Raw genomic sequence first — 24,947 nt, 5'->3', positions numbered from 1 at the left:
TGCTCAGTCCTCCACCTGCCGCCGGAGCAGGACGGTGAGTTGCTCAAGCGTGGGCGCGTCGAAGAGCAGCCCGATGTTGAGCTCGACGCCGAACACGTCGCGGACCCGCGACATCAGCTCCACCGCGGACAGCGAGTTGCCGCCCAACTCGAAGAAGTCGTCGTCGACCGCGATGTCGTCGATGCCCAGCGTCTCGGTCCAGAGCACACGCAGCCGGTCGAGCATCGGGGCCTTGCCCACAGCCACCGGCGCGGGCGGCGCAGCGGGCTCGGCCGGCGGCGCCGGTACGGGCTCGACCAGGCGCACGAGCGCCGGCGGCAAAGCCACCGGCCCGGCGGCGGCCGCGGGAGCCGCAACGGGTGACATCCCGCTACCACCTGGCTCGCTGAGCGGCACCGGCCGGCCGTCGACGAACGGTCGCACCAGGACCCGCTCCGGGGTCGGCGCGGAGAGCAGGGTGAAGACGAGGTCGACGCCGACCGCGGGCGGGATGCCGATGGCGCCGTCCGGCCGCGATCCGGCCTCGGGCGCGACCGTGTCCGCCTCGACCTCGGCCTCGTCCGCGCCGACCTCCGCGTCGCCCAGAGACGGTCCGTCGACCCGCCGCATCGTGAAGCCGTCGATGTGCACCAGGACCCGGCCGTCCGGGTCGAACAGGTCGATGTCGGCGACGAGCAGCCCGTTCGCCACTTTCCGGCGGTGGATGTGCGCAATCAGCTCGGCGGGCAGCCAGCCGTGCACGACCATCCGGCGGTAGAGGAACGGGACGTGGAACGGCTCGGTCTCGTCGCGGGCCGAGCCGGTCGCGCAGTCGAGCAGCGCCGGGTGCAGCGGGTGCACGTCGAGATCGGCCTCGAAGGCCGCTGGCAGCCGCACGGAGACGAGCCGTTCCTCGCCCCGGGCGAGCAGCTCGGTGATGCCGCGCCAGCGGGGGCCGAGCCGGAACAGCCGGCCGGGCTCGCCGGTGTCCGGCAGCGGCCGCGGCTCGGTATCCCGGCGCAGCGCCTCGAGATCCGCCTTGTCGGCGGCCACCGCCTGTCGCGCGATCCGGCCGGTGACATGCCGCACCCAACCGGCGCCGGCCCGATCGGCCGGCCGGGACAGCAGCGCCCAGGAGTGCGTGTCGCCATCGGCCACGAAATCGATCCGGACCCGCCGGGCGGCCCTCGCGACGAGCGGGACCGAGAACGCGACGTCCGAGATCACCACGGCCAGCGACTCGTCGTCGGCCGGCAGGCGCTCGTGGAAGGCGCGCAGCATCAGGTCGAGGCAGGCGGTGCCGGGCAGCAGCGGCCGTCCGTCGAGCCGGTGTTCGTCCAGGGCCCAGGTGCCGGCGTCGTCGAGTGTGGTCTCCCAGCGGACCACACCGGTGGGCTCGGGCGGGGGCGGCGGGGCGGCCGCCATGCCCACGTCCGCCCAGCTCGGAAAGCCGATGCTGAGCACCCGCCCGGCCGGCAGCCCGGTGTCGCGTGCATAGAGGTCGAGCACGGCGTTGGCTGCGGCATAGTCACCGCTGCCGGCCAGCCCGTCGGCTGCGGCGCGGCTGGAGAAGAGCACGGCGAAGTCGAGCTCCGGGCGACCGGCCAGCGCCTCGGCGAGGGCGTACGTGCCCTGCACCTTGGGCCGCAGCACCTCGGCCATCTGCTCGGGCCGGCGCACCTGCAGCATGCCGTCGCCGGCCACCCCGGCCAGGTGCAGCAGGCCGTTGACCGGACCGAAGTGGGCAGTGACGACGTCGAGTGCCCGGCGCACCTGGCGCAGGTCGCCGACGTCGCAGCGCAGCAGCCGCACCTCGGCGCCGAGAGCCGTGGCGTCGGCGACCGCGGCCGGCTCCGCCCCCTTGTCCGGCACGTGCCGGCCCAGCAGTGCAATCCGCGGGCTCGTTCCGGTGGCGGCCAGCCCGCGCATCATCTCCAAGCCGAGACCGCCAAGCCCACCGGTGATGACATAGACGCCGCGGTGCCGGATGACCGGCTGCGGCCCGGGTGTGACCCACAGCGGCACCTCGCGCGGCACCCACCGGCGCCGGCCGCGCAGCGCGACCACGAGGTCGTCGCAGGCCCGGTTCAGCTCGTCGCGCAGCTGCTCGACCGGAGTGTTGCCGGCGATGTCGATCAGCCGGCAGGACAGCCAGGGCACCTCCTTGGCGAGACTCCGCACGAGCCCGTGCAGCGTCGCCTTCACCGGCTCCAGGGGGTCCGAGCCGGACACGTCCGCCGAGCCGGTCGCCACGGTCAGCAGTTCCGGGAGCTTGTTGGAGGCGCCGGTGCGCAGGCCGTGTCGGATGAGCGCGTGCAGGGTGTTGGCCGAGCGGTCGAGCTGCTCGCCGAGGGTGTCCGCGGAGACCGGCTCCCAGGTGGCGGCGGCGCTCGCGTGCACCAGCAGGTCGGGCCGGACCCCGCGGGCGGCGAGCTCGTCGAACATCCGGGCCACGTCCTCGGCGGAGCCGTCGCGCAAGCTGAACTCGTCGCCGTGGGCGTGATAGTCGCTGCCCGGCCGGGCCCGCACGGTCCGCAGCCCAGCCTGGTGCAGGGCGAGCACGATGTCGAGCGCCCGGTCCTTGGCGAGCGGCAGCAGCACCACCGCGGTGCGGCCCCGGTTGTCGCCGGTCACCGGGCCGCCCGGGGCGGGCCGCCACTCCTCGGTGGAGAAAGGGGTGACCGGAGCCTGCGGTTCCGCCTGCGGCGCCTGGACCACCGGCTCGGGGGTCGGTGGCGCGGCCTGCGGCGCCGGTGGGTCGATCCAGTACCGCTGACGGCGGTACGCATAACCAGGCACCGCCACCCGCTGCCGCAACGGCGCCTGGCCGAGCGCCTCCCAGCCGATGTCGTGGCCCTCGGCCCACAGCAGGGCGGCGGCTTCGAGCATCGTGGTGGTGTCGTCGCCGTCGGTTCCGGCCAGCGGCAGCGTGGGCACGGCGACGAAGGCGCCCTGGCGCACCCGTGGGTGCCGGCGGGCGAGCCCGGTCAGCACCTGACCCGGGCCGCTTTCCAGCAGCACGCCCGTGCCGGTCTCCAGCAGCCCGTCGAGGGCGGCGCCGAAGCGCACCGGACCGACCAACTGGCCGGCCCAGAAGGACGGATCGGCGGCCTGCTCCGCGGTGATCGGGCGGCCGGTGGCCGCGGAGTACACGGTGATCACCGGAGCGGCCGGCGTGACATCGGCGAAAGCCTGCGCGAACGCGTTCGCGGCGTCGCCGAGCAGCGGCGTGTGGAAGGCGTCGGAGGTCTCCAGGCGCCGGGTGCGCAGGCCCCGGTCGCCGAGCGCCGCGGCGGCGCGGTCCAGAGCGTCGTGCGGGCCGGCCAGCACCACCTGGTCGGGCCCGTTGACCACGGCGACCGTGACGTCGGCCGGCAGGTCGCCAACCTGCTCCTCGGCGGCGGCGACGGCGAGCATGCCGCCGCCGGCCGGGTGGTCGTGCATCGCCCGGGCCCGGGCGAGCACCAGCTTGGCGCCGTCGGCGGGGGTGAAGACACCGGCGACCGTGGCGGCCACGAGCTCGCCGACGCTGTGCCCGAGCAGGGCCGCTGGCCGCACACCAGTGGACTGCCAGAGGTTGCCCAGCGCGGCCTCGACCGCGAACAGCAGGGGCTGGGCCTGCCGGGTGTCGGTGATGTCCAGGTCGGACTCGCCGAGCCAACACGCCCGCAGCTCACGGCCGGTGTCGCCGAAGAGATCGAACCAGCCGTCCAGGGTGGTGGCGAAGGAGGGCACCCGGAGATAGAGGTCGTGCGCCATTCGGATGTGCTGGGAGCCCTGGCCCGGCAGGAGCAGGCTGACCGGGCGGGCCGGGGCGGCGGTGGTGCGGCCGGTGTGGATCCGTCGCGGGTCGGACTCGCGCAGCACGGTCGCGGCGTCGTGCGCGGAGGTGCACACGACGGCGGCCCGCACCGGGTGCCGGGCCCGCCCGTGCTGCAGGGTGGCCACGGCGTCCGCGAACAGCGCCTCGCCGCGGGCGGTGAAGTAGTGCGCGAGCGGCGCCCGAGCCGCTTGCTCCGCGTCGGCGGTCAGGCCCGACCACACGATGACGCGGCGTCGCTCGTCGTGCGGCTCGAACCGCTGTGCCGGCGGCTCCTCCAGGACGACGTGCACGTTGGATCCGCCGATGCCCATCGAGCTGACGCCCGCCCGGCGCGGGCGCTCCGGGTCGCGCGGCCACGCGGTGAGGGCGTCCTGCACCCGGAACGGGGTCTCCTCGATCTTCAGCCGTGGGTTGGGGGCGGTGAAGTTGATGCTCGGCGGCAGCTGCTCACGTTCCAGCGCCAGCACGGCCTTGACCAGCCCGGCGATCCCGGCCACCGGGCCGAGATGGCCGACGTTGCCCTTCACCGAGCCGAGCGCGCACCGACCCGGCGGTAGCGGGCCGCCGGCCAGCCGGGTGTACGCCTCGGTCAGCGCCGCCACCTCGATCGGGTCACCGAGCGCCGTCCCGGTGCCGTGCGCCTCGACGTACGAGATGTCCTCGGGGCGTACCCCGGCAAGCGCCATCGCCTCCATGATCACCGCGGTCTGCCCGGCCTTGCTCGGTGCGCCGAAGCTGACCTTGTCGGCCCCGTCGTTGTTCAGCGCGATGCCGCGGATGACGGCACGCACCTGGTCGCCGGCCTCGATCGCGTCGTCCAGCCGCTTGACGATCACCGCACAGGCACCGCTGCCGAACACCGTGCCGCTGGCCGCCGAGTCGAACGGTCGGCAGTGCCCGTCGCGGGACCGCACGCCGCCCGGCGCCCACAAATAGCCGTGCCCGTAGGGAAACTCGATGTCCGCACCGCCCACCACGGCGACGTCGCAATCCCCGATGCGCAGCGACTGGCAGGCAAGGTGCAGCGCGACGAGGGTGCTCGAACAGGCCGTCAGCACGGTCACGCTGGGCCCACGCAGATCCAGCTTGTACGACGTGGTGGTGGCGACGTAGTCACCGTGGTTGAGCGTCACGATGCCGGACAGCGCCGAGTTGGCGATCTCCGGGTGCCGCAGGAGGTGCTGCTCGGCGTAGTGCGCCGGCCCGGCGGAGGCGAACACACCGACGCCATCGCGCAGGGTCCCCGGGTCATAGCCGGCGTTCTCGATCGCCGAGTGGGCCATCTCCAGGAACAGCCGGATCTGCGGGTCGCACAGCTCGGCCTCGCGCGGCGTCATCCGGAACAGCTGCGCGTCGAAGTACTCGGCCTCGGGCATCATCGACGCGGTCTTCACATAGGCCGGGTCGGCGATCAGCTCCTCGGCGACGCCGCTGGCCCGCAGCTCCTCGTCGGTGCGCTCGGTCACCGACTCCCGGCCGCGGACGAGGTTGAGCCAGAACTCCTCGACATCGCGGGCGCCAGGCACCCTGGCGGCCACCCCGACCACGGCGATCGCATCGTCCGAGTCCAGCACCGTTACCTCCTCCGAGTCGGTCATCGCGCGCCCTGCCGGACCAGGACCGCGGCAAGTTCGCCGAGGGTCGGCGACTCGAACAGGGCCCCGATGCTCACCTCGATCGCGAACGTGTCGCGGATGCGGCCGACGAGCCCCACGCCCATCAGCGAGTCGCCGCCGAGGGCGAAGAAGTCGTCCTCCGGACTGATCCCCGTTCGGCCGAGCACCTGCGTCCAGAGCTCGGCGAGCCGGTCCTGCACGGCGCCGCCGTCGGTCGCAGCCACGGTCGCGACCGCCGCCTCCACCGGCTCCGCCGCCGGCGCGGTCGGGGCTGCGACGGCGGAGACCAGCGGCTCGTCCGGCGGCACCGGCCGTCCATCGCGATGCGGCAGCACCGCCACCTGGGCCGGCCCGCCCGCGGCCAGCAGCCGCAGCAGCAACCGCACGCCGTCGTCCGGGGACAGACCCTCACCGGACGGCACCTCGGCGGGAGCCGAAGCGGGATCGGAAGCGGGATCGACGACCGGCGGTCGCAGCCGGAAGCCGACCACCTCGGTCACCACCGTGCCGTCGTCTGCGACGAGTTGCACGTCCGCGACGAGGTCTGTGCCGGGACGCTGTCGCAGCCGGCAGAACACCCGCCCGGGCACCGGCGACCACCAGGTCATCCGCTCGTAGTGGAAGGGCAGCACCAGCTCGTCCGGCCGACGGCGGCGCAGCAGCCCAGTACCGACGTCCACCAGCGATGGATGCACCGCCCGCCCGGCGGCCTCACCGCGGAACGGCTCGGACAGCTCCAGCTCGGCGACGATCGTGTCGGCGGACTCCCAGAGCCGACGCACGCACCGCCACCGCGGGCCGAACACCATCGTGGCGCCCGGCTCGGGCAGCATGGTCGGCGGCGTGGTCTCGGCCATCCCGGCGGGCAGCTCGGCGACGTCGGCGACCGGCGCCGGCTTGTCGGCCGGGGTGATCCGGAACGAGGTGTGCTCGTACTCGTCCACGTCCGCCCCGCGCACGTGCACGCGCACCCGCCAGGCCCGGTCGCCGTCCGGCTCCACGGTAGTCCGCAACCGCCGCGGAGCGTCCGCGACCAGCGGCCGCAGGAACATGACGTCGGTCAGCGTCACCGGGCCCGCGAGCTCGGGCACCAGCTCCGGCAGGGCCCGCAGCACCAGGTCGAGGGTGCCGGTGCCGGGCATTACCGCTGCGTCCTTGATGCGGTGCTCGTCGAGCTCCCAGTGGGTGGCGGCCGCGACGACCGTCTCGTGGGTGAGCACCGAGGCCGCCGCGGAGGTGGCGGCGCGCAGCCGGTCGGTGAGCCGGTCGACGACGCCGCCGGCGGCCATGCCGACCGTCGTCCACGGCGGCCAGTCGATGCTCCGCCAGCCGGGTTGCCCGGCGCAGAAGGCGTCGAGGAAGGCATTCGCGGCGGCGTAGTCACCGTTGCCGATCATGCCGGTCAGCGCGGCGCGGCTGGAGAAGCAGACCACGAAGTCGATCGGCGGGTGACCGGCCAGCGCGGCGGCCAGTGCGAGTGTGCCGTGCACCTTGGGCCGCAGCACGTCGGCGGCGTCGGCCCGGTCGCGCATCTGCAGCATCCCGCCACCGGCCAGTCCGGCCAGATGCAGCACTCCGCTGATCGGCCCGAGCGTCTCGGCGACCTCGTCCAACGCCTTACGCAGCTGCGGCCCGTCGGCCACGTCGGCGGCCACCACCGTCGCCTGGGCGCCCATAGCCTCGATCTCGGCGAGGTCGTCGGCGACGTCCCGGACGGTTCGGGCGAGCAGGGCCAGCCGCGGTCGGCGGCCGGTCGCGGCGAGGCCCTTGGCCACGGCCAGGCCCAGGCCGCCGAGGCCGCCGGTGATCAGATAGACGCCACCGCGCCGGATCGCCGGCTCGTCGTCGGTCCCGGGCCACGGCCGCTGCACCGGCGTCCAGCGGCGGCTGCCGCGCAGTGCGACGAGCCGGTCGGGGGCACCGGAGAGCAGCTCGGCGACCAGCATGTCCTCGGCCCGCACCGGCCCGGTGTCGATCACCCGACAGCCCGCCCCGGCGGTCTCCATCGCATAGGTTCGTGCGGCGGCCACCAGCGCGGCCCGGCACGGGATCAACGGCTCGCCGCCCGAGACGTCCACCGCGCCGCTGGTGAGCACGATCAGCTCGGGCAGTCGGCCGTCGACCGGCTCGCGCGCGGCGGTGCGCACCAGGTCCAGAAGGGCGAAGACGGTCAGGTCAAGCTCGTCGTCCACGGCGTCTCGGTCGGCGGCGAGCGGCCCGGCGCCCCAGGCGTGCACCAGGGTGGCCGGCGCCCGGCCGCTCGCGGTCAGCCGGTCCAGCACCCAGGCGAGGTCGTCAGCGAGGTGCCGGGGACGCACCACGAACGCTCCGGCCCGCTCATCGCGTGCTGTGCCCGGGCGCACCCGGACCACACGATGGCCGGCCTGCTGCAGCGCAGCGACGTAGGGCGTGGCGGAGGCGGGGTCGGCGGGAACCAGCGCCAGGGTGGTGCCGGTCGGCCGGGTCCGGCCGGCCGGCGGTGGGGTTTCGACCCAGCCGGGCACTGCGAACGGCCCGATCTCCGCCGGTCCCGGCTGTTCCGGCGGCGAAGCGGGTGTCGCAGCCACGGGGGCCGCCGCGGCGGCCGGGGCCGGGTCCACCCAGTAGCGGGCACGCTGAAACCGGTAGCCGGGCAGCGGGACACGTTGCGGGGCCTCGTCGCGGTAGACCCGCGGCCAGTCCACCGGTGCGCCGCTCAGCCACAGCTCGGCCAGGCCGTCCAGGATGGTCCGCTCCTCATACCGTGGGTCCGGCTGCCTGCCCGGCCGGGGCAACGACGCGAGGACCCGCCACGCGCCGGCGACCGCCGGGTGACGCTGGACCAGGCCGCTGAGCGTCCGGCCGGGGCCCACCTCGAGCACGAACCGCCCCTCGGTGCCGGCCACGGCGGCGCCCACGGCGTCGGCGAAAAGCACCGGCTCGGCGATCTGCCGGGCCCAGAAGGCCGGGTCGACGGCCTCATCGTCGCTGAGCCGCCGCCCGGTCACGGCGGAGAAGACCGGGATCGCCGGCGGGTGCAGCCGAACCCCCTCGAACACGGCCAGGAACTCGTCGACCGCGGGCGCCATCGCCGGACTGTGGAAGGCATGCGAGGTGCGTAGCGGCTGGGTAGCGACGCCAGCCTCGGCGAACAGCGCGGCGGCCGCCGTCACCGCCTCGTCCGGACCGGCGACGACAACCTGCTCGGCGGCGTTGACCGCGGCCACCGTGACGGCCGGATCGTCGCCCAACAGGTCCCGCACCCGGTCTGGGGTGGCCGCCACGACCAGCATCGAGCCGCGCGGCTGCGCCTGCATGACCTGGCCGCGCGCGGCCACCAACCGCAGCGCGTCCTCGAGTTCGAACACGCCCGCGACGGTGGCCGCGACGAGTTCGCCGACGCTGTGCCCGAGCAGGCCGGCGGGCCGGATGCCCCAGTCCGACCACTGCCGTGCCAGCGCGTACTCGATGGTGAACAGCAGCGGCTGCGCGTTCGCCGTCTCGTAGAGCGCATCCCCGGGCTGCTCGTCCTGCCACAGCGGGTAGAGGTCAAGGCCGTGCCGGTCCAGCACCTCCAGACAGGTGTCCACCGTCTCGGTGAAGACCCGGTGGCTGCCGACCAGCCCGGCCGCCATCCGCACGTGCTGCGCGGCCTGCCCGGGGAAGGTGAACAGCACCCCGGGCGGCTCGTCGCCGGAGACCTCGCCGGTGAGCACCTTGCCGTCGGCGGAGAGCTGCCGGGCGGCGTCGCGCGGGTCGGTGCAGATCGCGGCCCCGCGCAGCGCGAACTCGCCGCGGCTGTGCTGCAGGGTGGCCACCGCGCTGGCGAACTCGTCGTCGCGGCCGGCGGCGAAGTAGTCGGCCAGGGCCGCTCGGTTGGCGGCGCGGGCGGCAGCGTCCCGGCCCGACCAGACCACGATCCGGGGGCGGTTCAGGTGCGGGGTGTGCGCCGGCGCCGGGCCCTCCTCGAGCACCAGGTGGAAGTTGGTGCCACCGATGCCAAGCGACGTCAGGCCGGCGCGACGCACGCGGTTCGTCGTACGCGGCCAAGGGTTGATCGTGTCGTTGACGCGCAGCGGGCTGCGCTCGATCTCCAGCCGCGGATTGGCCCGGGCGACGTTGATGGTCGGCGGCAGTTGCTCGTTCTTCAGGGCGAGGAGCAGCTTGAGCAGGCCGGCCATACCCGCGGCCGCCGCGCCGTGTCCGATGTTCGACTTCACCGAGCCGACCGGGATCGCGCCGTCGGCTAGCCGGCCGTCGAGCCGGCTATACGCCGCGGCCAGCGCCTTGACCTCGATCGGATCGCCGATCGGGGTACCGGTCGCGTGCATCTCGACGCAGTCGATGTCGGCCGGGCCGAAACCGGACAGCGCCATACCGTCGACCACCGCGTTGGTCACCCCGCGCATGCTCGGCGCGCTGAAGCTGACCTTGTCCGAGCCGTCGTTGTTGGCGCCGATGCCCCGGATGACGCCCAGGATGTGGTCGCCGTCCGCGATCGAGTCGCCGAGCCGCTTCAGCATCACGGCGCCGGCCCCACTGGAGAAGAGGGTGCCGGTGGCGCCCGCGTCGAAGGCCCGCACGACCCCGTCCGGTGAGCGCACGTCGCCGGGGCTCCAGCGATAACCGACGTGATAGGGAATGACCGCGTGCACCGCCCCGGCGATCGCCACGTCGCACTCGCCGACGTGCAGCGACCGGCAGCCCATCAAAATCGTGGCAAGCGAGCTGGAGCACGCGGTGAGCACGGCCATGCTCGGCCCGCGGAAATCGAACTTGTAGGAGGCCAGCGTGGCCAGGTAGTCGATGTTGTTCAGCACGGCGAGCCCGAAGATGTCGGCGCCCAGGTTGTATTCCGGGTTGGTCAGCACGTTGTAGTCGCCGTAGCGGGCCGGCGCCGACGCGCCGTAGACGGCCACCTCGTGCCCGAGGGTGGACGGGTGATAGCCGGCGTTCTCGATCGCCTCGTAGGTCAACTCGAGGAAGAGCCGCTGCTGCGGGTCGCAGACCGCAGCCTCGCGCGGCGTCATCCGGAAGAAGTCCGGATCGAACTCGTCGAAGCCGGGTACCAGGCCCGCCCGCTTCACGTAGGACGGGTCGGCGATCTGCTGGAGGGTGGCACCGGCAGACAGCAACTCGTCGTCGCTCAGTGACGAGATGCAGTCACGGCCGGCGATCAGATTGTTCCAGTACTCGTGCACGTCGCGGGCGCCGGGCAGTCGCGCGGCCATCCCGACGATGGCGATCGGCTCGAACAGATCACTCATCGTTGGTCACTCTCGCCGTGGAGTCGTCGGCGCATCTCGCGCCAGGTCTCGCCGGTCCGGCGGCGCTGGTCGACGCCGGTGCCGTCCGCCGTGTGCCCGGCGGCCAGGTGATGGCGCAGGGCGCGCAGGTTCGGATACGCGAACATCGCGGTGACCGGAAACGGGTCGGTCACCCCCGCCGTGCTGGCGGCGTGCACCCGCACCAGGTCGGAGGAGCCCAGGCCGGCGTCGAAGAAGTTTTCGTTCTCGCCGAGCGGCCGCCCCACGGCGTCGCTCACCGCCCGCTGGATCGCCGCGAGCACGTCCTCGGCGGCGGCCGGCAGGTCCGTCCCGCGGTCTGGTGCGACAGGCACGGTCGGGTCGGCGAGCCGCGCCGCGGGCCGCACCGGCGGTGCCTCCTCGCCGGCGAGCCGGGCCGTGATGCAGGCCGCCACCCCGGCCGGGTCCTCGTCGATCAGCCAGTGGCCGGCGTCCAGCTCGTACAGCGCGGGCCGCGTGCCGGTCTGCCGGCGCCAGCCGACGAGCGCGCCGGTGATCAGCTCGGGGTCGTCGCGGCCGTAGAGCACGCTGACCGGCACGCCGAGCGGCGGGGCCCGGTCCGGCCGATAGCCGGCGTACAGCGCGAAGTCGGCCCGAATCGCGTCCTCCAGCAGCGGGCGCAGGTCCCGTCGCTCGGCCAGCTCCGGTGCGACGCCGCCCTGGGCGAGCACCACGTCCCAGAACCGATCGCTCGGCAGCGTGTGCAGGCGGTGGGGAATGCCGGCGACATCCGGCGCGGCGTAGGAGCCGACGAACAGGTGCGTCGGCTTGCTGCGGCGGGCGGCCAGGAAGGCCAGCAGCGCGCCGCCACAGAAGCCGAACAGCGCGTACTCCCCCGCTGTCGCGGTCAGATCGGCGGCGATCTCGTCGAGCAACGGCTCGAGGTCGGTGCGCGGCGGCTCGGCGATGCGGGCCTGACGGCCGGGCAGGTGCAGCGCCCACGGCTCGACCGACGCGGGCAGGGCGGCGGCGAGCGCACCGAGCGCCCCGGGCCCGCCGCCGGCGTGCGGGAAGACGTACAGCCGGGTGGCGCTCTCCCTGCTCAGGCCCGGTCCGACGCGGACGAACCACCCGCCTGGGGTGGTCGCTGGCATGTTCTGGGTCACGGGCGGGACTCCTCGGCCAGGCGGGCGGACAGCTGCCGCGGGGTTGGATGGTCGAAGACCAGCCGGACCGCGACGTCGGTCCCGGCGATCTCGGCGGCCCGGGCTGCCAGCCGCACGGCCAGCAGCGAGTGCCCCCCGTGCAGGAAGAAGTGGTCGTGCTCGCCCAGCGCGGGCCGGCCCAGGATGTCGCGCCACAGGGTGACCAGCTTCGCGGTGAGCTCGGGGCGGCGGTCGGGGCCGCGGTCGGCTGCGGCGGCGGTGGCCGGGCCGGTCACCTCCATCGCGGCCAGGGCGGCCAGGTCGCGCTTGCCGTTCGGGCTCACCGGCAGCTCGGGCAGCACGGTGATGCGCGACGGCAGCGAATAGGCGGGCAGGATGTCGCGCAGGTGAGGCCAGATGCGCTCGGGCAGGCCGTCTGCCGACGTCAGACCGGCGGCGGTGACGAAGGCGCGCAGCTCCGCTCCGGCCTGCGGGTCACCGACGATCACCACCGCTGCCTCCGCCACCTCGTCGTGGGCCTGCAACACGGCCTCGATCTCGGGCAGCTCGATGCGGTGGCCGCGCAGCTTGACCTGCCGGTCGTTGCGGCCGAACAGCTCCAGGGTGCCGTCGGCGCGCCAGCGGGCCAGGTCGCCGGTGCGGTAGTACCGGTCCGCGCCAGCGCCGGGAAACCGTTGCGCGGTCAGCTCGGGCCGGCCGAGATATCCGGCGCTCACCCCGGTACCGCCGATGCACAACTCGCCGAGCAGCCCGGGCGCCAGGGATGCGCCGTGCTGGTCGGCGACGAAGACGTGCGTGTTGGCGATCGGCCGGCCGATCGGTACCGTGCCGGTGACCCTGGCGTCGACCTCCGCGGCGGTCGACCAGATGGTGGTCTCGGTGGGGCCGTAGACGTTGAGCAGGCGGCACCCGGTGGCTACCAGGTCGCGGGCGAGCTCGGCGGACATCGGCTCGCCGCCGCACAGTACCGTGCGGCCGCGTAGCTCGTCGCCGGTGACCTCGGCGACGGCGAGCCGCCAAAAGGTCGGGGTCGCCTGCACGACCACGACGTCGTGCCGGGCCACCAGGTCGAGCAGGTCACGTGGCCGGGTCTGGGTGGTACGACCGGCGGCGACGACCGAGCCGCCGAGGCTCAGCGGCAGAAAGACCTCGAGGGCGGAGATGTCGAAGGCCGTGGTCGTCGACCACAGCACCGGGTCGGCGCCGGTGACGCCGAGCCGGTCGGCGAAGTCGGCCACGACGTTGGCCAGGTTGCGATGGGTGACGACCACGCCGCGCGGCTGTCCCGTCGAGCCGGACGTGTAGATGACGTATGCCGAGTCGTCCAGACCGGACAGTGTTGGCTCGATCGGGTCGCCGGCGGTCAGGTCCGTCTCGGTGAGCACGGCGATGCCGCCGGGCCGGTCGGCGTCGGACTCGGTGATCAGCACCCGCACGCCCGCGTCGGTCAGCTGGGCCACCATGCGCGCCTCGGGCTGTCCGACGGCCATCGGCAGGTAACAGGCACCCGCCCCCCACACGCCCAGCATTGCCGCGGCCATCGTGAAGCCGCGCGGCAGGGCGACGCCGACGGTGTCGCCGGGGCCCACGCCCGCCTCGCGCAGCCGGCCCGAGATCCGTCCCGCTGCCGCCCGGAGCTCGCCGTACGAATACTCCCGCCCGTCCTCGATGAGCGCCGTCGCCGCCGGGTCCCGCTCGGCGTGCCCGATGAACCGCCGTGCCACGGACGTGTCGCCGAACCCGGGCCGCAGGGTGTCGTTGGCGGCGGCGAGCAGCCGCTCCTCCGCGTCGGTGGTCATCGCCAGCTCGCGGATCGGCCGGTGCGGGTCGGCCGACGCCCGCCGGATCAGCGCCGCCATCCGCTCCAGCAGTGCTGCTATCTCAGCACGGTCGTGCACGTCGGTGCCGTACGTGGTGATCGTCTCCGGCGTCTGCCCGCCGCCGATCACCACGAGCTGGATGTCGAGCTGCGTCGCCGTGCGCAGCAGCGGGACGGCCCGCAGAGGTTCCCCTCCGAGGCTCACGTTCGTGTCGTGCCAGGGCCGGTAGTTGTACATGTAGCGGAACAGCGGCACCCGCCAGTCTCCGGACCGGTGCCCGATCTCGGCGAGCAGGTCCTCGGTGGAGGCGGAGGCGTGCTGCGCGCCGGCCAGGAAGGCCTCGCGCACCCGCCGGGCCAAGGCCGCGAAGCCCTCGTCCGGGTCGATGACGACCCTCAGCGGCATGGTGCTGGCCCGGAAGCCGACCCCCTTGGCCTGGCGGTCGCGGCCGACGGTGACGGGTACCCCCACCACCAGGTCGGTCCCGGCCCCGTGGCGGAACAGGGTCAGGTAGAACGCGGTGAGCAGCACCAGGTTTTCGGTGGTGCCGAGCGCTTTGCGCAGGGCGCCGACGGCGGCCATGGTCGGCGGCGCGGGCGTGTCGATCAACGTCTCGCCGGCGAAGGTGGGCAACGCCGGGCTGGGCCGTGCGGTGGGCAGCACCGCCGCGGCGGCGTCGTGGCCGCGCAGGTGTTCCCGCCAGAACGCGACGTCCTCGGCGCGCGGCGCGGCGTCGGCGACCGCGAGAATCTCGCCGGCCATGTCCGCGGGCAGGCTGTCGCCCGCCGCGAACGCGTCGTACGCCCGGGCCAGCTCGCCGACCAGCCGGGCCACCGACGCGGCGTCCGCGGCGATGTGGTGCACCACCAGCAGCAGCACGCTGCCGCCCTCGGCCAGCTGCACGAGGACCAGCCGCACGGGCAGGTCCGTGGCGAGGTCGAAGGGCCGGGCGGCGGCCGCGTCGAGCCGGTCCGTGAGGTCGTCCTCGGTGGCCGCCTCGACGTCGACGGTGAGCCGCAGGTCGGTCGGGGCGGTGACGTGCCGCACCGGCACGCCGGCCGCGACCGGGAATCGGGTGCGCAGCGCCGGGTGCCGGGTGGCTAGGTGGTTGATCGCGGCTTCCAGCGGCCACCAGCGCAGGGTCTGGCTGCTGCGGAGGGCGATGCTGAGGTTGGCGACGGCTGATTCCGGCGCGAGCTGCTGCAGCATCCAGACGGCGTGCTGGCGCGGGCCGAGCGGGGTCGGCGGCTCGGCGGCCGGTGGCTGGTCGGGATGGGGCATCGACAGGATGGGACCTCCGGGAACCGGCATTCCGACGATTACCCCCCTCCTGCGAGCCTTGCCGCACCGACGCTACGGGCGGCGTCCGAGGGGTGTCGTGTCGCCGGAACCGGCGACCCGTCGACCCCGGCCGGCACGCGGGCCACGGTTTCCGGTGACACGACGGGTGATCGGGCGGTTCGTAGTGTCGGCCCCACCGAAGGTCGCGTGTGGGCGGAGGCCGGCGAGGACAAGGGGTGACCGTGGGCGCCAGCAACGTCGAGGACATCTATGAGCTGTCTCCGCTGCAACGCGGGATGTTGCTGCACAGCGCACACGACGGCGCGCCGGACATGTACCTGAGTCAGCAGACCTATCTGGTCGACGGCAAGCTCGACCTCGACGCGCTGGTGGCGGCCTGGCAGGCGGTCTCCGACCGGCACCCGGCCCTGCGCACCTCCTTCCATTGGGAGGACCTCGACAAGCCGCTGCAGGTGGTGCACCGCGAGGTCGCCCTGCCGGTGATCCACCACGACTGGCCGGATGCCGGGGATGACCTCGCCGACCGGCTGGAGCGGCTGCGCGCCGCCGACGCCGCGACCGGCTTCGACCTGACCGTGCCGCCGTTGCAGCGGCTGCACGTGGTGCGCGTCAGCGACGAGCGGTTCGGCCTGGTGTGGAGCTTCCATCACCTGCTGATGGACGGCTGGTCGATCCCGATCCTGCTGGGTGAACTGCTCGGCGAGTACCGCGCCCGGACCGCCGGCTGGCCGGCCTCGCCGCCGGCCCCGCCCTACCGCGACTACATCGCCTGGTTGCAGCGGCAGGACCCCGAGGCGAGCCGCCGCTGGTGGACCGGCCTGCTCGGCGGCGCCACTCCGAACCGGTTGCGGCCGCTGGCCCCGGCCGACCCCCGGCAGGGCACCGGCCCGATCGACCGGCGCGAGGTGCAACTGCCCGCCGCCCTGCTGGGCGGGCTGCGCGAGGCGGCGGTCCGGCACCGCGTCACCGTGGGCACCCTGGCGTACGGGGTGTGGGCTGCGGTGATCCGCCGGCACAGCGTCCGCGCCGACGTCGTCCTCGGTTGTGTCACCGCGGGCCGCCCAGCGGACCTGCCCAACATCGACCGGATGATCGGTGTGCTGGCGAACACCCTGCCACTGCCGATCGAGGTGCCCGACGAGGGCGACCTCGGCGACTGGCTGCGCCGGATTCAGGACGCCGCCGCCCAGCTGCGGCGGCACGAGTACACGTCGCTCGCCGACATCAAGCGGTGGGTCGGCCGGTCCGGTCAGCAGCTCTTCGACAGCACCCTGTCGATCGACAACTACAGCATCACGATCGACCCGGCGATGCTCGCCGGTGAGCTCACGTTCCGCCCGGACGTGCTCTTCGACAAGACCAGCACCCCGATCGCCGCCACCTTCGCCCCTGGCTCCGGCACGATACAGATGCTGGTGCACCGGGACCGGTTTCCCGCGGGCTTCGTCGACAACCTGGTGGCCGACCTGACCGCGGCGCTAAAGGCGGTGACCCGCGCGGACCGGGTGGGGCAGATCGCACCGGCCCGGCCGGCGGCCGGCCCGCTACCCGTTCCCGCGACCGTCGCGGACAGCGCACCCGGCCAGCAGCCGGCAACCGCCGTTGAGGAACGCATCGCCGAGGTCTACCGGCAGGTGCTGGAGCGGCCCAGCGTCGACGTCACCACGAGCTTCTTCATGCTGGGCGGCGACTCGTTCGACGCGGTGCGTGCGGCCGGCCGCATCGAGGGTGCGTCGGTCGCGCTGATCGCGGCCCATCCCAGCGTGCGCGAGCTGGCCCGGGCCATCGCGCCGGAGGAGACCGACGCACCCGAGTCGGATGCTGACCTCGACCAGGAGATCGGCCGGCTGGAGGAGCTGTTGGCCCGCAAGCGCGCCGAGAAGGCACGCCGCGACGAGACACCGCGGTTGGTGCCGGTGCCGCGGGAGCCGTCGATGCCGTGCACCCACCAGCAGGAGGCCATGTGGTTCATGCACCAGGTGGCCCCGCACTGGACGTCCTACCACGTGCCGATCCCGCTGCGACTGCGCGGCAACCTGGACGTTGCCGCGCTGGAGCGGGCGATGCACACGCTGATCGTGCGGCACGAGTCGCTGCGCACCCGGTTCGTCGCCGAGCACGGCGTGCCCCGCCAGGTGATCGACCCGCCGCCGGCGCAGACTCGGCTGCCGGTGACCGACCTGACCGAGGAGCAGGTCGAGCCGTGGGCCGGGGGCCTCTACACCGAGCCGTTCGACCTGGCGGCCGCGCCGGCGTTCCGGGTGGGGGTGGGGCGCGTCGCGCCGGACGACTTCGTTGTCGTGATGGTCTTCCATCACATCGTCACCGACGGCTGGTCGGGCCGGATCCTGGGCGACGAGCTTTCCGCAGCGTACGCGGCCGCCCGCGCCGGCGTCCCGGCGGAGCTGCCGCCGGCCCGGGTGCAACCGGCCGACCTGGCCGTCTGGCAGCGTCGCTGGCTGGCCGGACCCGAACGCGATCGGCAGATCGGTTACTGGCGCGAGGCGCTGGCCGGCCTGTCGACCGTGGACTTCCCGGCCGACCGGCCCCGGCCCGCCCGGCCGACCGGTGCCGGCGCGAACGTCTTCCGCGTGCTGCCCGCCGAGACCTCGGCCGCTGTCCGCGCCTATACCCGGGAGCGCCGGGTCTCGCTGCTGGCCGTGCTGCACGCCGGCCTGCTGGCCGTGCTGCACCGCTGGACTGGGCAGCTCGACCTGCCGGTCGGCTCGCTGCTCACCGGCCGTACCAGCGCCGAGATCGAGTCGATGGTGGGATATCTCGGCAGTATCGTGGTGCTGCGGCCGGAGCTGACCGGCGAGCCGAGCTTCGCCGAGCTGGTCGACCGCTGCAACCGCGTCGTGCTCGACGCCACCAGCCGCCAGGACGTGCCGTTCCTGCTGGTCGTGGACGCGCTGCGGCCGGAGCGGGTGACCGGCCGCAACCCGCTCTTCCAGATCGGCCTCACGCTGCACCCGCCGGGCATCAACGCCGCCCTGCGTCTGGGCGACGACGTCACCGGCGAACAGTTCGGGCTGCACGACGAATACACGCTGTGGGACATGGCGGTCGACGTCACCGACGCTCCGGACGGCAGCCTCTACCTCTCCATCGACTACTCCGCCGAGCTCTACGACCCGGAGCGGATCGAGCGCTTCGCCGACCACTTCGCCACCGCCCTCACGGCCGGTCTGTCCGATCCCGGCACCCGTGCCACGGACTTGGAGGTCATGCCGGCGGCCGAACGGCGGCAGGCGCTGCTCGAGGCCGCGCCTGTCACCACCGCTCCCCCGGTGCACGAGCAGATCTCGGCGATCGCCGCGCGGACCCCGGACGCCCCGGCGGTGCTGGCCGCCGACGGCGCCGGGCTGACCTATCGGGAGCTCGACCGGGCCGCCGGCCGGCTGGCGCACCGGCTGCGCGAGCGCGGCGTCCGGCCCGGCCTGCCGGTGGGGGTGCGCATCGACGGGCCGTTGCGGGTAGCCGCCCTGCTCGCGGTCTGGCGGGCCGGGGCCTGCCTGGTGCCGCCCGGCAGCTCCGCCGGCCCGGCGCCCGCTCTGGTCGTCACAGCGGCCGATAATGTCGCCGGCACGAACACCGAGGCCCGCTTAGCCGAGCCTGACCCAGCCGCTCCGGCGGTGATCCTCGGGGGCGGTCCGGCGCCGATCGTCGTCTCCTATCGAGCCGTCCGGGCCCGCATCGCCGCGCTGCGCGACGGCGTCCCGCTGGAGCCGAGCGACCGCGTGCTGAACGCCTCGCCGGAGGGCGGGCACGCCTGGCTGACCGAATTGTTCTGGCCACTCACTTGCGGCGCCGCCGTCGTGCTGCCGGCTCCGGGCGGCCACCCCGACGCGGCGGGATTGGGCATCACCGCGCTGCGGACGGGCCCGGCCGAGCTGCGGGAACTGATCGGCGCGGCCGCACCGGCGACCCTGCGCCAGGTGATCTGCGGCGGCGACGCGGTGCCGGCCGACACCGAACGCCGGTTCCACGCCACCTGGCCCGGCGCGCGACTGCACGTGGCGCTGGGCTCGGCCGAAACCGGCGACGTGACCCTGTCCCCGCATCCCGGACTCCCGGTGCCAGGGGCCCGGGCGCTGGTGCTCGACGACCGGCTGCGGCCGGCCCCGATCGGCGTGCCGGGCCGGCTCTTCGTGGCCGGCGACGCGGTCGCCGATGGTTACCTCGGTGCACCCGCCCGCACGGCCCGCACCTTCGTGGCCGGCCCGCACGGCACCGGGCCGATGTGCACCACCGGCGAGTTGGTGCGCCGGCACGCCGACGGCCGCCTCGAGCTGGTCGGCGACGCCGGCCGCCGGGTCACCGTGCGCGGCGACCGGCTCGATCCGCAGCGGATCGAGGAGGCGCTGGCCGACCATCCGCTGGTCCGGCACGGCGTGGCCGTGCCCGTGGGCGACGGCCTCACCGCGTACGTCTGCGGCTGGCCCGGTCGTCCCGAGCCGGACCCGCACGAGATGCGTGAGTTCCTCACCGGCCGTCTGCCCGCCAACCTGCTCCCCCGCGTCCTGGTCCCCGTCGCCGACCTGCCGCTCACCGCCGCCGGCACGATCGACCGCGACCGGCTCCCGCAGCCCGCGCCGCCGTTCGGCGCGGTCCCGGCCTCCGAGACCACCCGGCAATGGCTGGCGGGCGTCTGGCTGGAGATCGTCGGCACGCCGTGCGTCGGCGGCACCTTCTGGGAACTCGGCGCGAATTCGTTGCAGGCCACCGGGCTGGTCGCCCGGGTTCGTACCGGTCTCGGCGTCGACCTGACCATCGACGAACTGTTCGCCCATCCCACGCTGGACCAGCTCGCCGCCTGGATCGACCGGGCCGCGGCCGGCCCCGCCGCACCCGCCGAGGAGACCGATGAGCACACCTCCCTGCGCCACTGAGCGCTCCGACAGCTACAGCGTCTCGATCAGCGCGCCGGTCGACTTCGTCTGGGCCACGCTGGCGAACGTCGCCGGCTGGCCCCGCTTCTCCCCGTTCGCGCTGGAGGTGCGCCCGATGTCGGCGGACACCTTCGTGGTCGCCAGCCCGACCGGCGACGTCCAGCTGACCAGCCATTTCCACGAGGAGCTGCGGCTGCTCGACCACACCGTGACGCTCGCCGACGGCACCGAGGTCTTCATCCCCTATCGGGTGGCGCCCAACCACCGCGGCAGCGAACTGATCATGACGAACGTGAAGTCGCCGGCGGACAGTGCGGCGGAGTACGAGAAACAGCTCGGCTGGATGCGAACAGAGCTGGAGAACGCGAAGACATACGTCGAGGAGTGCTACGCCGCGCGAGGCGAAAGGGCGAGCCGTGCTGACTGAGACCGTGACCGCTTTGCCGCCACGCACCGAGACGCCGCCGCCGGGGCGGACGAGCCCGCTACCCGCGCTGATCGCGATCGGCGCGCTGATTCTGCTGGTCGTCCTGACTCTGCTGAGCCTGCGGCCGGCCGGGCCGAAACCAGCGTCCGCACCGGCGACGGAGTTCTCCGCCGACCGGGCGATGGCCAAGCTCGACCGGATCGCCGCCCGGACACACCCCACCGGTTCGCCGGCGCACCAGCAGGTCCGCGACTATCTGGTGGCGGAGCTGCGGGCCGCCGGGCTGAAACCCTCGGTCCAGGACCGGGTCGCCGTGCGGGCAACCGAGACCACGCTGGACGCCGGGTCGGTGTCGAATGTCTACGCCACCATCGCCGGCCGGCAGTCGACCGGGCAGGTGCTGCTGGTCGCCCACTACGATTCGGTGCCGATCGGGCCCGGCGCGGCCGACAACGGCGGCAACGTCGCCGCGCTGCTTGAGATCGTCCGCGTGCTGAGGGCCGGCGAACAGCCCCGCAACGACATCGGCGTGCTCTTCACCGACGCGGAGGAGCAGGGGCTGCTCGGCGCGAAGGCGTTCCTGGACTCGGGCGCCGTCGGCGACCCGGCCCGGGTGGTGGTGGTGAATTTCGAGGCACGCGGCTCATCCGGGCCGGCGGTCATGTTCGAGACCGTGGGGGGAGACCTGACCCCGGCCGTACGGGCGTCGGGCGCCCTGACCACGTCGGCGGCCGTCCAGGTCTATCGGGCGATGCCAAACGACACCGACCTGAGCGTGCTCGGCGACGCTGGCATGCGGGGTCTGAACCTCGCCCACCTGGCCAGCGCGGGCCATTATCACACGGCCCACGACAGTGCCGACCGGTTGAGCCGGGCTAGCGTGCAGGACATGGGCGAGGCCGGGCTGGGCGCCGCCCAGGAGCTGGCCGACGCCGACCTCGCCGACACCGGCAGCGAGGGCACCTTCTTCTCGTTCTTCGGAACCGTGATCTGGTATCCCGCCCTGCTCGTGCTCCCGCTCGCGGTGCTTGCGGCGGCCGGTTTCCTGGCGCTGCTGTGGTGGGGCCGGCGACGCGGGCTCTCCCCGCGCGGAGTGCTGCGCACGGTCGTCACGTTGCCGCTGTGCCTGCTCGCCGCGGCTGTTCTCGGGCAGGTCGGCTGGCTGATCCTGGCCGGTCGGTCGCCGGGTTCGTTCCTGCTGATGGGCGGGGTCTACCACCCGGCCCGGTACTTGATCGGCGCGGCGGCGCTGCTGCTGGTGGCCCTGCTCGTCTGGTATCGCTGGGCACGACGGCGCGCGTCCGCGCTGGACGCGATAGTCGGCGTGGCCGGCTGGTTCAGCCTGCTGGCCGTCGCCTGCGCGGTCCTGGCTCCCGGCGCGGCCTATCTGTTCACCTGGCCGGCGCTCGCCGGCCTGGCCGGCGCGTGGCTGACGCTGCGGCGCGGCCTGGCCGATCCGGTGTGGACGGCGGTGGCCGGCGGCGTGTTCGCGGCGGTGGCCGTGGTGCTGGTGCTGCCGGTCGTGATGCTGATGGTCCCTCCGCTCGGCCTGCCGCTCACCGCGCTGCGTCTGCTGCTCGCGATCACCCTGGGCGCGGCGTTCCTGACCGCGTTCGGCCCGCTGCCCCCGCGCCGCGCGCTCACCGCCGGGATGCTCGCGCTGACCGTCGCGGGGGTGGCCGCGATCGTCGTCGTGGCGGTCGGCGACCGCTACAGCAGTCGCCACCCGCAGCCGGTCAGCCTCGGCTATCTGTTGGAGGCGGACGCCGGGCGGGCCTCGTGGATCAGCAATGGCGGACCGGGTCAGCCGGTGGTCGGGCCGCTGCTCAACGGCGGCGGCATCGTTCCCGACCAACGGGTGCCGCACCTGGCCGGTGCTCCGCTGCAGGCCGGACCGGCGGCGGTGGCGCCCGAGGTGCGCGGCGCGCAGGTGGAGCAGCCCACCACGCGGGTGCAGGACGGGGAGACCACGACCCAGACCCGGATCCGGGTGCCCTCCGACGTCTACAGCATCATCGTCTTCGCCGACACGTCCGCGCACGAGATTCTCGGCGCCACGGTCGACGGCGGTGAGCTGCCGGGCGGGCGCAACGTCGGGGCGGCCTCGGCGCCCTGGGGCTGGGGCTTCGGCTATGCCGGGCCGCCGGCCGACGGAGTCGAGCTGACCATCCGGTCGCGCGGCACCGGCCCGCTGCGGATCCTGGTCACCACGACCACGGCTGGCCTGCCCGCCTCCGCGCCGTCGCTGCCGGCGGACCTGAGCTGGGCGAGCTGGCCGTCGGTCGCCGGGCAGACCTTCGTCGTGAGCACCCACCGGCTATGACTACGACCCAACCCGTCTACGACCCGTTCTCGTACCGCCTGCACGAGGACCCCTATCCGACCTATGCCTGGATGCGCGAGAACGCGCCGCTGTATCGGAACGAGTCCCGGAACTTCTGGGCCCTGTCCCGTTATGCCGACGTGCAGGCGGCGCTGCGCAACCCGGGCCTGTTCTCCAGCCGCAACGGCATCTCGCTGGAACCGGACCTGTGGGGTCCCGAGGCCGAGAAGACCAGCTTCTATCTCGCCATGGACCCGCCCCGGCATGGGCGGATGCGCCGGCTGACCGGGCCGGTCTTCAAGCCCCGGTGGGTGCAGACGATGGAGCCGCGGATCCGGGAACTGGCCCGGGCCCGGCTGGCGCCGCTGCGCGACGGGGGCACGTTCGACCTGGCCGACTTCGGCGCCGCGCTGCCGCACGACGTGATGTGCGAGCTGATCGGCATCCCGGCGGCGGACCGCGACGCGCTGCGCGCCGACAACGACCTGCTCAACCACTGCGAGGACGGCTCGGACACGCGATCGGCGGCGACCGTGGCCGCGGGTTTCCGGCTGGCCGTCTACTACGTCGACCTGATCAATGACCGGCGGCGCCGCCGGCGCGACGACCTGCTCTCGGCGATGCTGGACACCGAGACGGAGGAGGGCCCGCTGACCGACGGGCAACTCGTCGCGTTCCTCTTCCTCATGGTCAGCGCCACCAACGAGTCGACAGGCAAGCAGATCGGCATCGCGTTGCACCACGGGTGGCGGCTGCCCGAGGTGCGGCAAGCCGGGCTGTACGGCCGCGCCGCGGACTGGTGCAACGAGTCGCTGCGCTTCGACTCGCCCAGCCAGATGATGGCCCGCACGCTGACCGAGGAGACGGTGCTGCACGGCGAGCGGCTACCGGCCGGCGCCCGGGTGGCGCTGCTGCCCGCCTCCGCCAACCGGGACGAGCGGGTGTTCGCCGACCCGGACGTGTTCGCCCTCGACCGGGACACCAGCGCCATGATCAGTTTCGGCCACGGGCCGCACTTCTGCCCGGGTGCCGGCCTGGCCCGGCTGGAGATCACCATCGCGCTGGAGGAGTTCGGCGCGCTGGTGTCCGACTACGAGATCGACATGGCCCGGGCCCGCCGGGTGCACTCGCCGCACCAGCGCGGGTTCATCTCGCTGCCGGCGACCGTCACCCGTCGCTGAGCACCGTTTGCAGGGCCGCCAGCCCGGCAGCCAGCTCGGCGCGGGTGCCGCCAAAGCCCAGCCGGGCATATCTGGTGAAGTCGTCGCCGAAGCACTCGCCCGGGACCAGCAGCACCCGATGCTCCTGGGCGAGGCGCCGGCACAGGTCGGTGACGTCGGCGCAGCGTGGGAGCCGGACGAACGCGGTGACCCCGCCGTCCGGCGGGTCGAGCCGCACCTGGTCACCCATCCGGTCCGCCCACTCGGTCAGGTAAAGCAGGTTGCCGGCGGCGTGCTCGCGCTGCATCGCGACGATCCGGTCGGCGTTGCGTACCGCCTTCTCGGCGAAGAACTCCAGCACGGGCGAGACGTAGAGGGCGATGTAGTCGCGCAGCACCGCCATCCGGGCGAGCAGCTCGTTCGGCGCCACGCACCAGCCGACCCGAATGCCGGCCAGGCCGTAGCTCTTGGAGAAGGTGCCGAATGCGATGAGCCGGTCGTACCAGATCGGCAGCGGCAGCGGGTCGGCGGCGTAGGTCAGCTCGCCGAAGGCATGGTCCCAGACTAGCCAGGCGCCCGCCTCAGCGGCGATCTCGACCAGCTCACGCTGCTGCTCCGGGGTGATCGAGCGGCCGGTTGGGTTGTGCGGGAAGTTGACCACGATCATGCGCGGCCGGCGCTCGGCCAGCTTGCGCAGCTCGGCCAGGTCGACGGCGAACCCGCCGTCGGCCTGCCGCAGCGGCCAGCGGCTGATCGTGCAGCCCAGCGCGCCGGCGATGTCATAGAGCTGCTGGTAGGCTGGGTCGACCACGACGATCTCGTCGCCCGGGTCGAGCACAGTGTGCATGACGATGTAGATCGCTTCGCTGGAGCCGTGCGTCACCATCATCCGGTCCACGTCCCCGGCGAGCCACCGGTCGGCCAGGGCGGTGCGCAACACCGTGCCGCCGAAGCTCTCGCTGTCGTGGAAGATCATCGGATCGAGCTCGTCGAGGTCGAAGCCGCAGATCTCGCGCAGTTCCTTGATGGTCAGGTCGCGGACACCACTGCTGCCGATGTCGTGGTCGACGTTGTGGTAATAGAGCCGCATCCACTCCTCGAGCTTGGCCAGCGCGATCTTCATGCACCTCACTATCGATGGTCGGGGCGCGCGCGGGGGTGTCGCGTGAAGCGGTGACAGGTGCCGTGCGACTGCGGATGAGTACGCTCGCGTC

9 protein-coding genes are annotated in these 24,947 nt (G+C 73.7%); 4 read left to right on the top strand and 5 right to left on the bottom strand.

Annotated elements, in window-relative coordinates; genetic code table 11:
- Positions 1-3: 3 nt before the first annotated feature.
- The 4 genes from ABTW87_RS02190 to ABTW87_RS02175 are packed head-to-tail and all read right to left on the bottom strand — an operon-like array spanning position 4 to position 14,910.
- Entirely contained in the window at positions 4-5,376 is a 5,373-nt protein-coding gene (locus ABTW87_RS02190) for an SDR family oxidoreductase (protein ID WP_350647700.1), read from the bottom strand.
- 20 nt (positions 5,377-5,396) lie between these two features.
- Positions 5,397-10,664, bottom strand: coding sequence for a type I polyketide synthase (locus ABTW87_RS02185; RefSeq protein ID WP_350647698.1), 5,268 nt, complete (start codon positions 10,662-10,664; stop codon positions 5,397-5,399).
- Entirely contained in the window at positions 10,661-11,809 is a 1,149-nt protein-coding gene (locus ABTW87_RS02180; RefSeq protein ID WP_350647697.1) for a thioesterase domain-containing protein, read from the bottom strand. Before ABTW87_RS02180 ends, ABTW87_RS02185 begins: the two co-directional genes overlap by 4 nt.
- Positions 11,806-14,910, bottom strand: coding sequence for a non-ribosomal peptide synthetase (locus tag ABTW87_RS02175; RefSeq protein WP_350647695.1), 3,105 nt, complete (start codon positions 14,908-14,910; stop codon positions 11,806-11,808). Before ABTW87_RS02175 ends, ABTW87_RS02180 begins: the two co-directional genes overlap by 4 nt.
- A gap of 242 nt (positions 14,911-15,152) precedes the next feature.
- Here ABTW87_RS02175 and ABTW87_RS02170 point away from each other — a divergent pair, with 242 nt between their 5' ends.
- Genes ABTW87_RS02170 through ABTW87_RS02155 form a run of 4 tightly spaced genes read left to right on the top strand, consistent with a single transcriptional unit; the run spans position 15,153 to position 23,754 of the window.
- On the top strand, positions 15,153-19,823 hold the full coding sequence (locus ABTW87_RS02170) for a condensation domain-containing protein (protein ID WP_350647694.1): 4,671 nt from the start codon (positions 15,153-15,155) through the stop codon (positions 19,821-19,823).
- Positions 19,798-20,250, top strand: coding sequence for an SRPBCC family protein (locus tag ABTW87_RS02165; RefSeq protein ID WP_350647692.1), 453 nt, complete (start codon positions 19,798-19,800; stop codon positions 20,248-20,250). Before ABTW87_RS02170 ends, ABTW87_RS02165 begins: the two co-directional genes overlap by 26 nt.
- Entirely contained in the window at positions 20,240-22,573 is a 2,334-nt protein-coding gene (locus ABTW87_RS02160; RefSeq protein ID WP_350647690.1) for a M20/M25/M40 family metallo-hydrolase, read from the top strand. The genes ABTW87_RS02165 and ABTW87_RS02160 overlap by 11 nt, the downstream gene beginning before the upstream one ends.
- Positions 22,570-23,754, top strand: a complete 1,185-nt coding sequence (locus ABTW87_RS02155; protein WP_350647688.1) for a cytochrome P450 — start codon at positions 22,570-22,572, stop codon at positions 23,752-23,754. Before ABTW87_RS02160 ends, ABTW87_RS02155 begins: the two co-directional genes overlap by 4 nt.
- Here the strand turns inward: ABTW87_RS02155 and vioD are convergent.
- Complete coding sequence (gene vioD / locus ABTW87_RS02150; RefSeq protein ID WP_350647687.1) at positions 23,741-24,856, bottom strand: capreomycidine synthase; 1,116 nt, start codon at positions 24,854-24,856, stop codon at positions 23,741-23,743. The two genes, ABTW87_RS02155 and vioD, sit on opposite strands and share 14 nt — an antisense overlap.
- Positions 24,857-24,947: the final 91 nt, after the last annotated feature.

The sequence above is a fragment of the Micromonospora sp. NPDC126480 genome, from assembly GCF_040302465.1.
GTDB lineage: Bacteria > Actinomycetota > Actinomycetes > Mycobacteriales > Micromonosporaceae > Micromonospora.
The sequence above is the reverse complement of the archived record's forward strand: the minus strand, read 5'-3'. Positions and strand labels throughout refer to the sequence as shown.

Coding starts and splice junctions, on each gene's coding strand:
- ABTW87_RS02155 (WP_350647688.1), top strand. CDS start 22,570: ATGACTACGACCCAACCCGTCTACGACCCGTTCTCGTACCGCCTGCAC.
- ABTW87_RS02185 (WP_350647698.1), bottom strand. CDS start 10,664: ATGAGTGATCTGTTCGAGCCGATCGCCATCGTCGGGATGGCCGCGCGA.
- ABTW87_RS02175 (WP_350647695.1), bottom strand. CDS start 14,910: ATGCCCCATCCCGACCAGCCACCGGCCGCCGAGCCGCCGACCCCGCTC.
- ABTW87_RS02165 (WP_350647692.1), top strand. CDS start 19,798: ATGAGCACACCTCCCTGCGCCACTGAGCGCTCCGACAGCTACAGCGTC.
- vioD (WP_350647687.1), bottom strand. CDS start 24,856: ATGAAGATCGCGCTGGCCAAGCTCGAGGAGTGGATGCGGCTCTATTAC.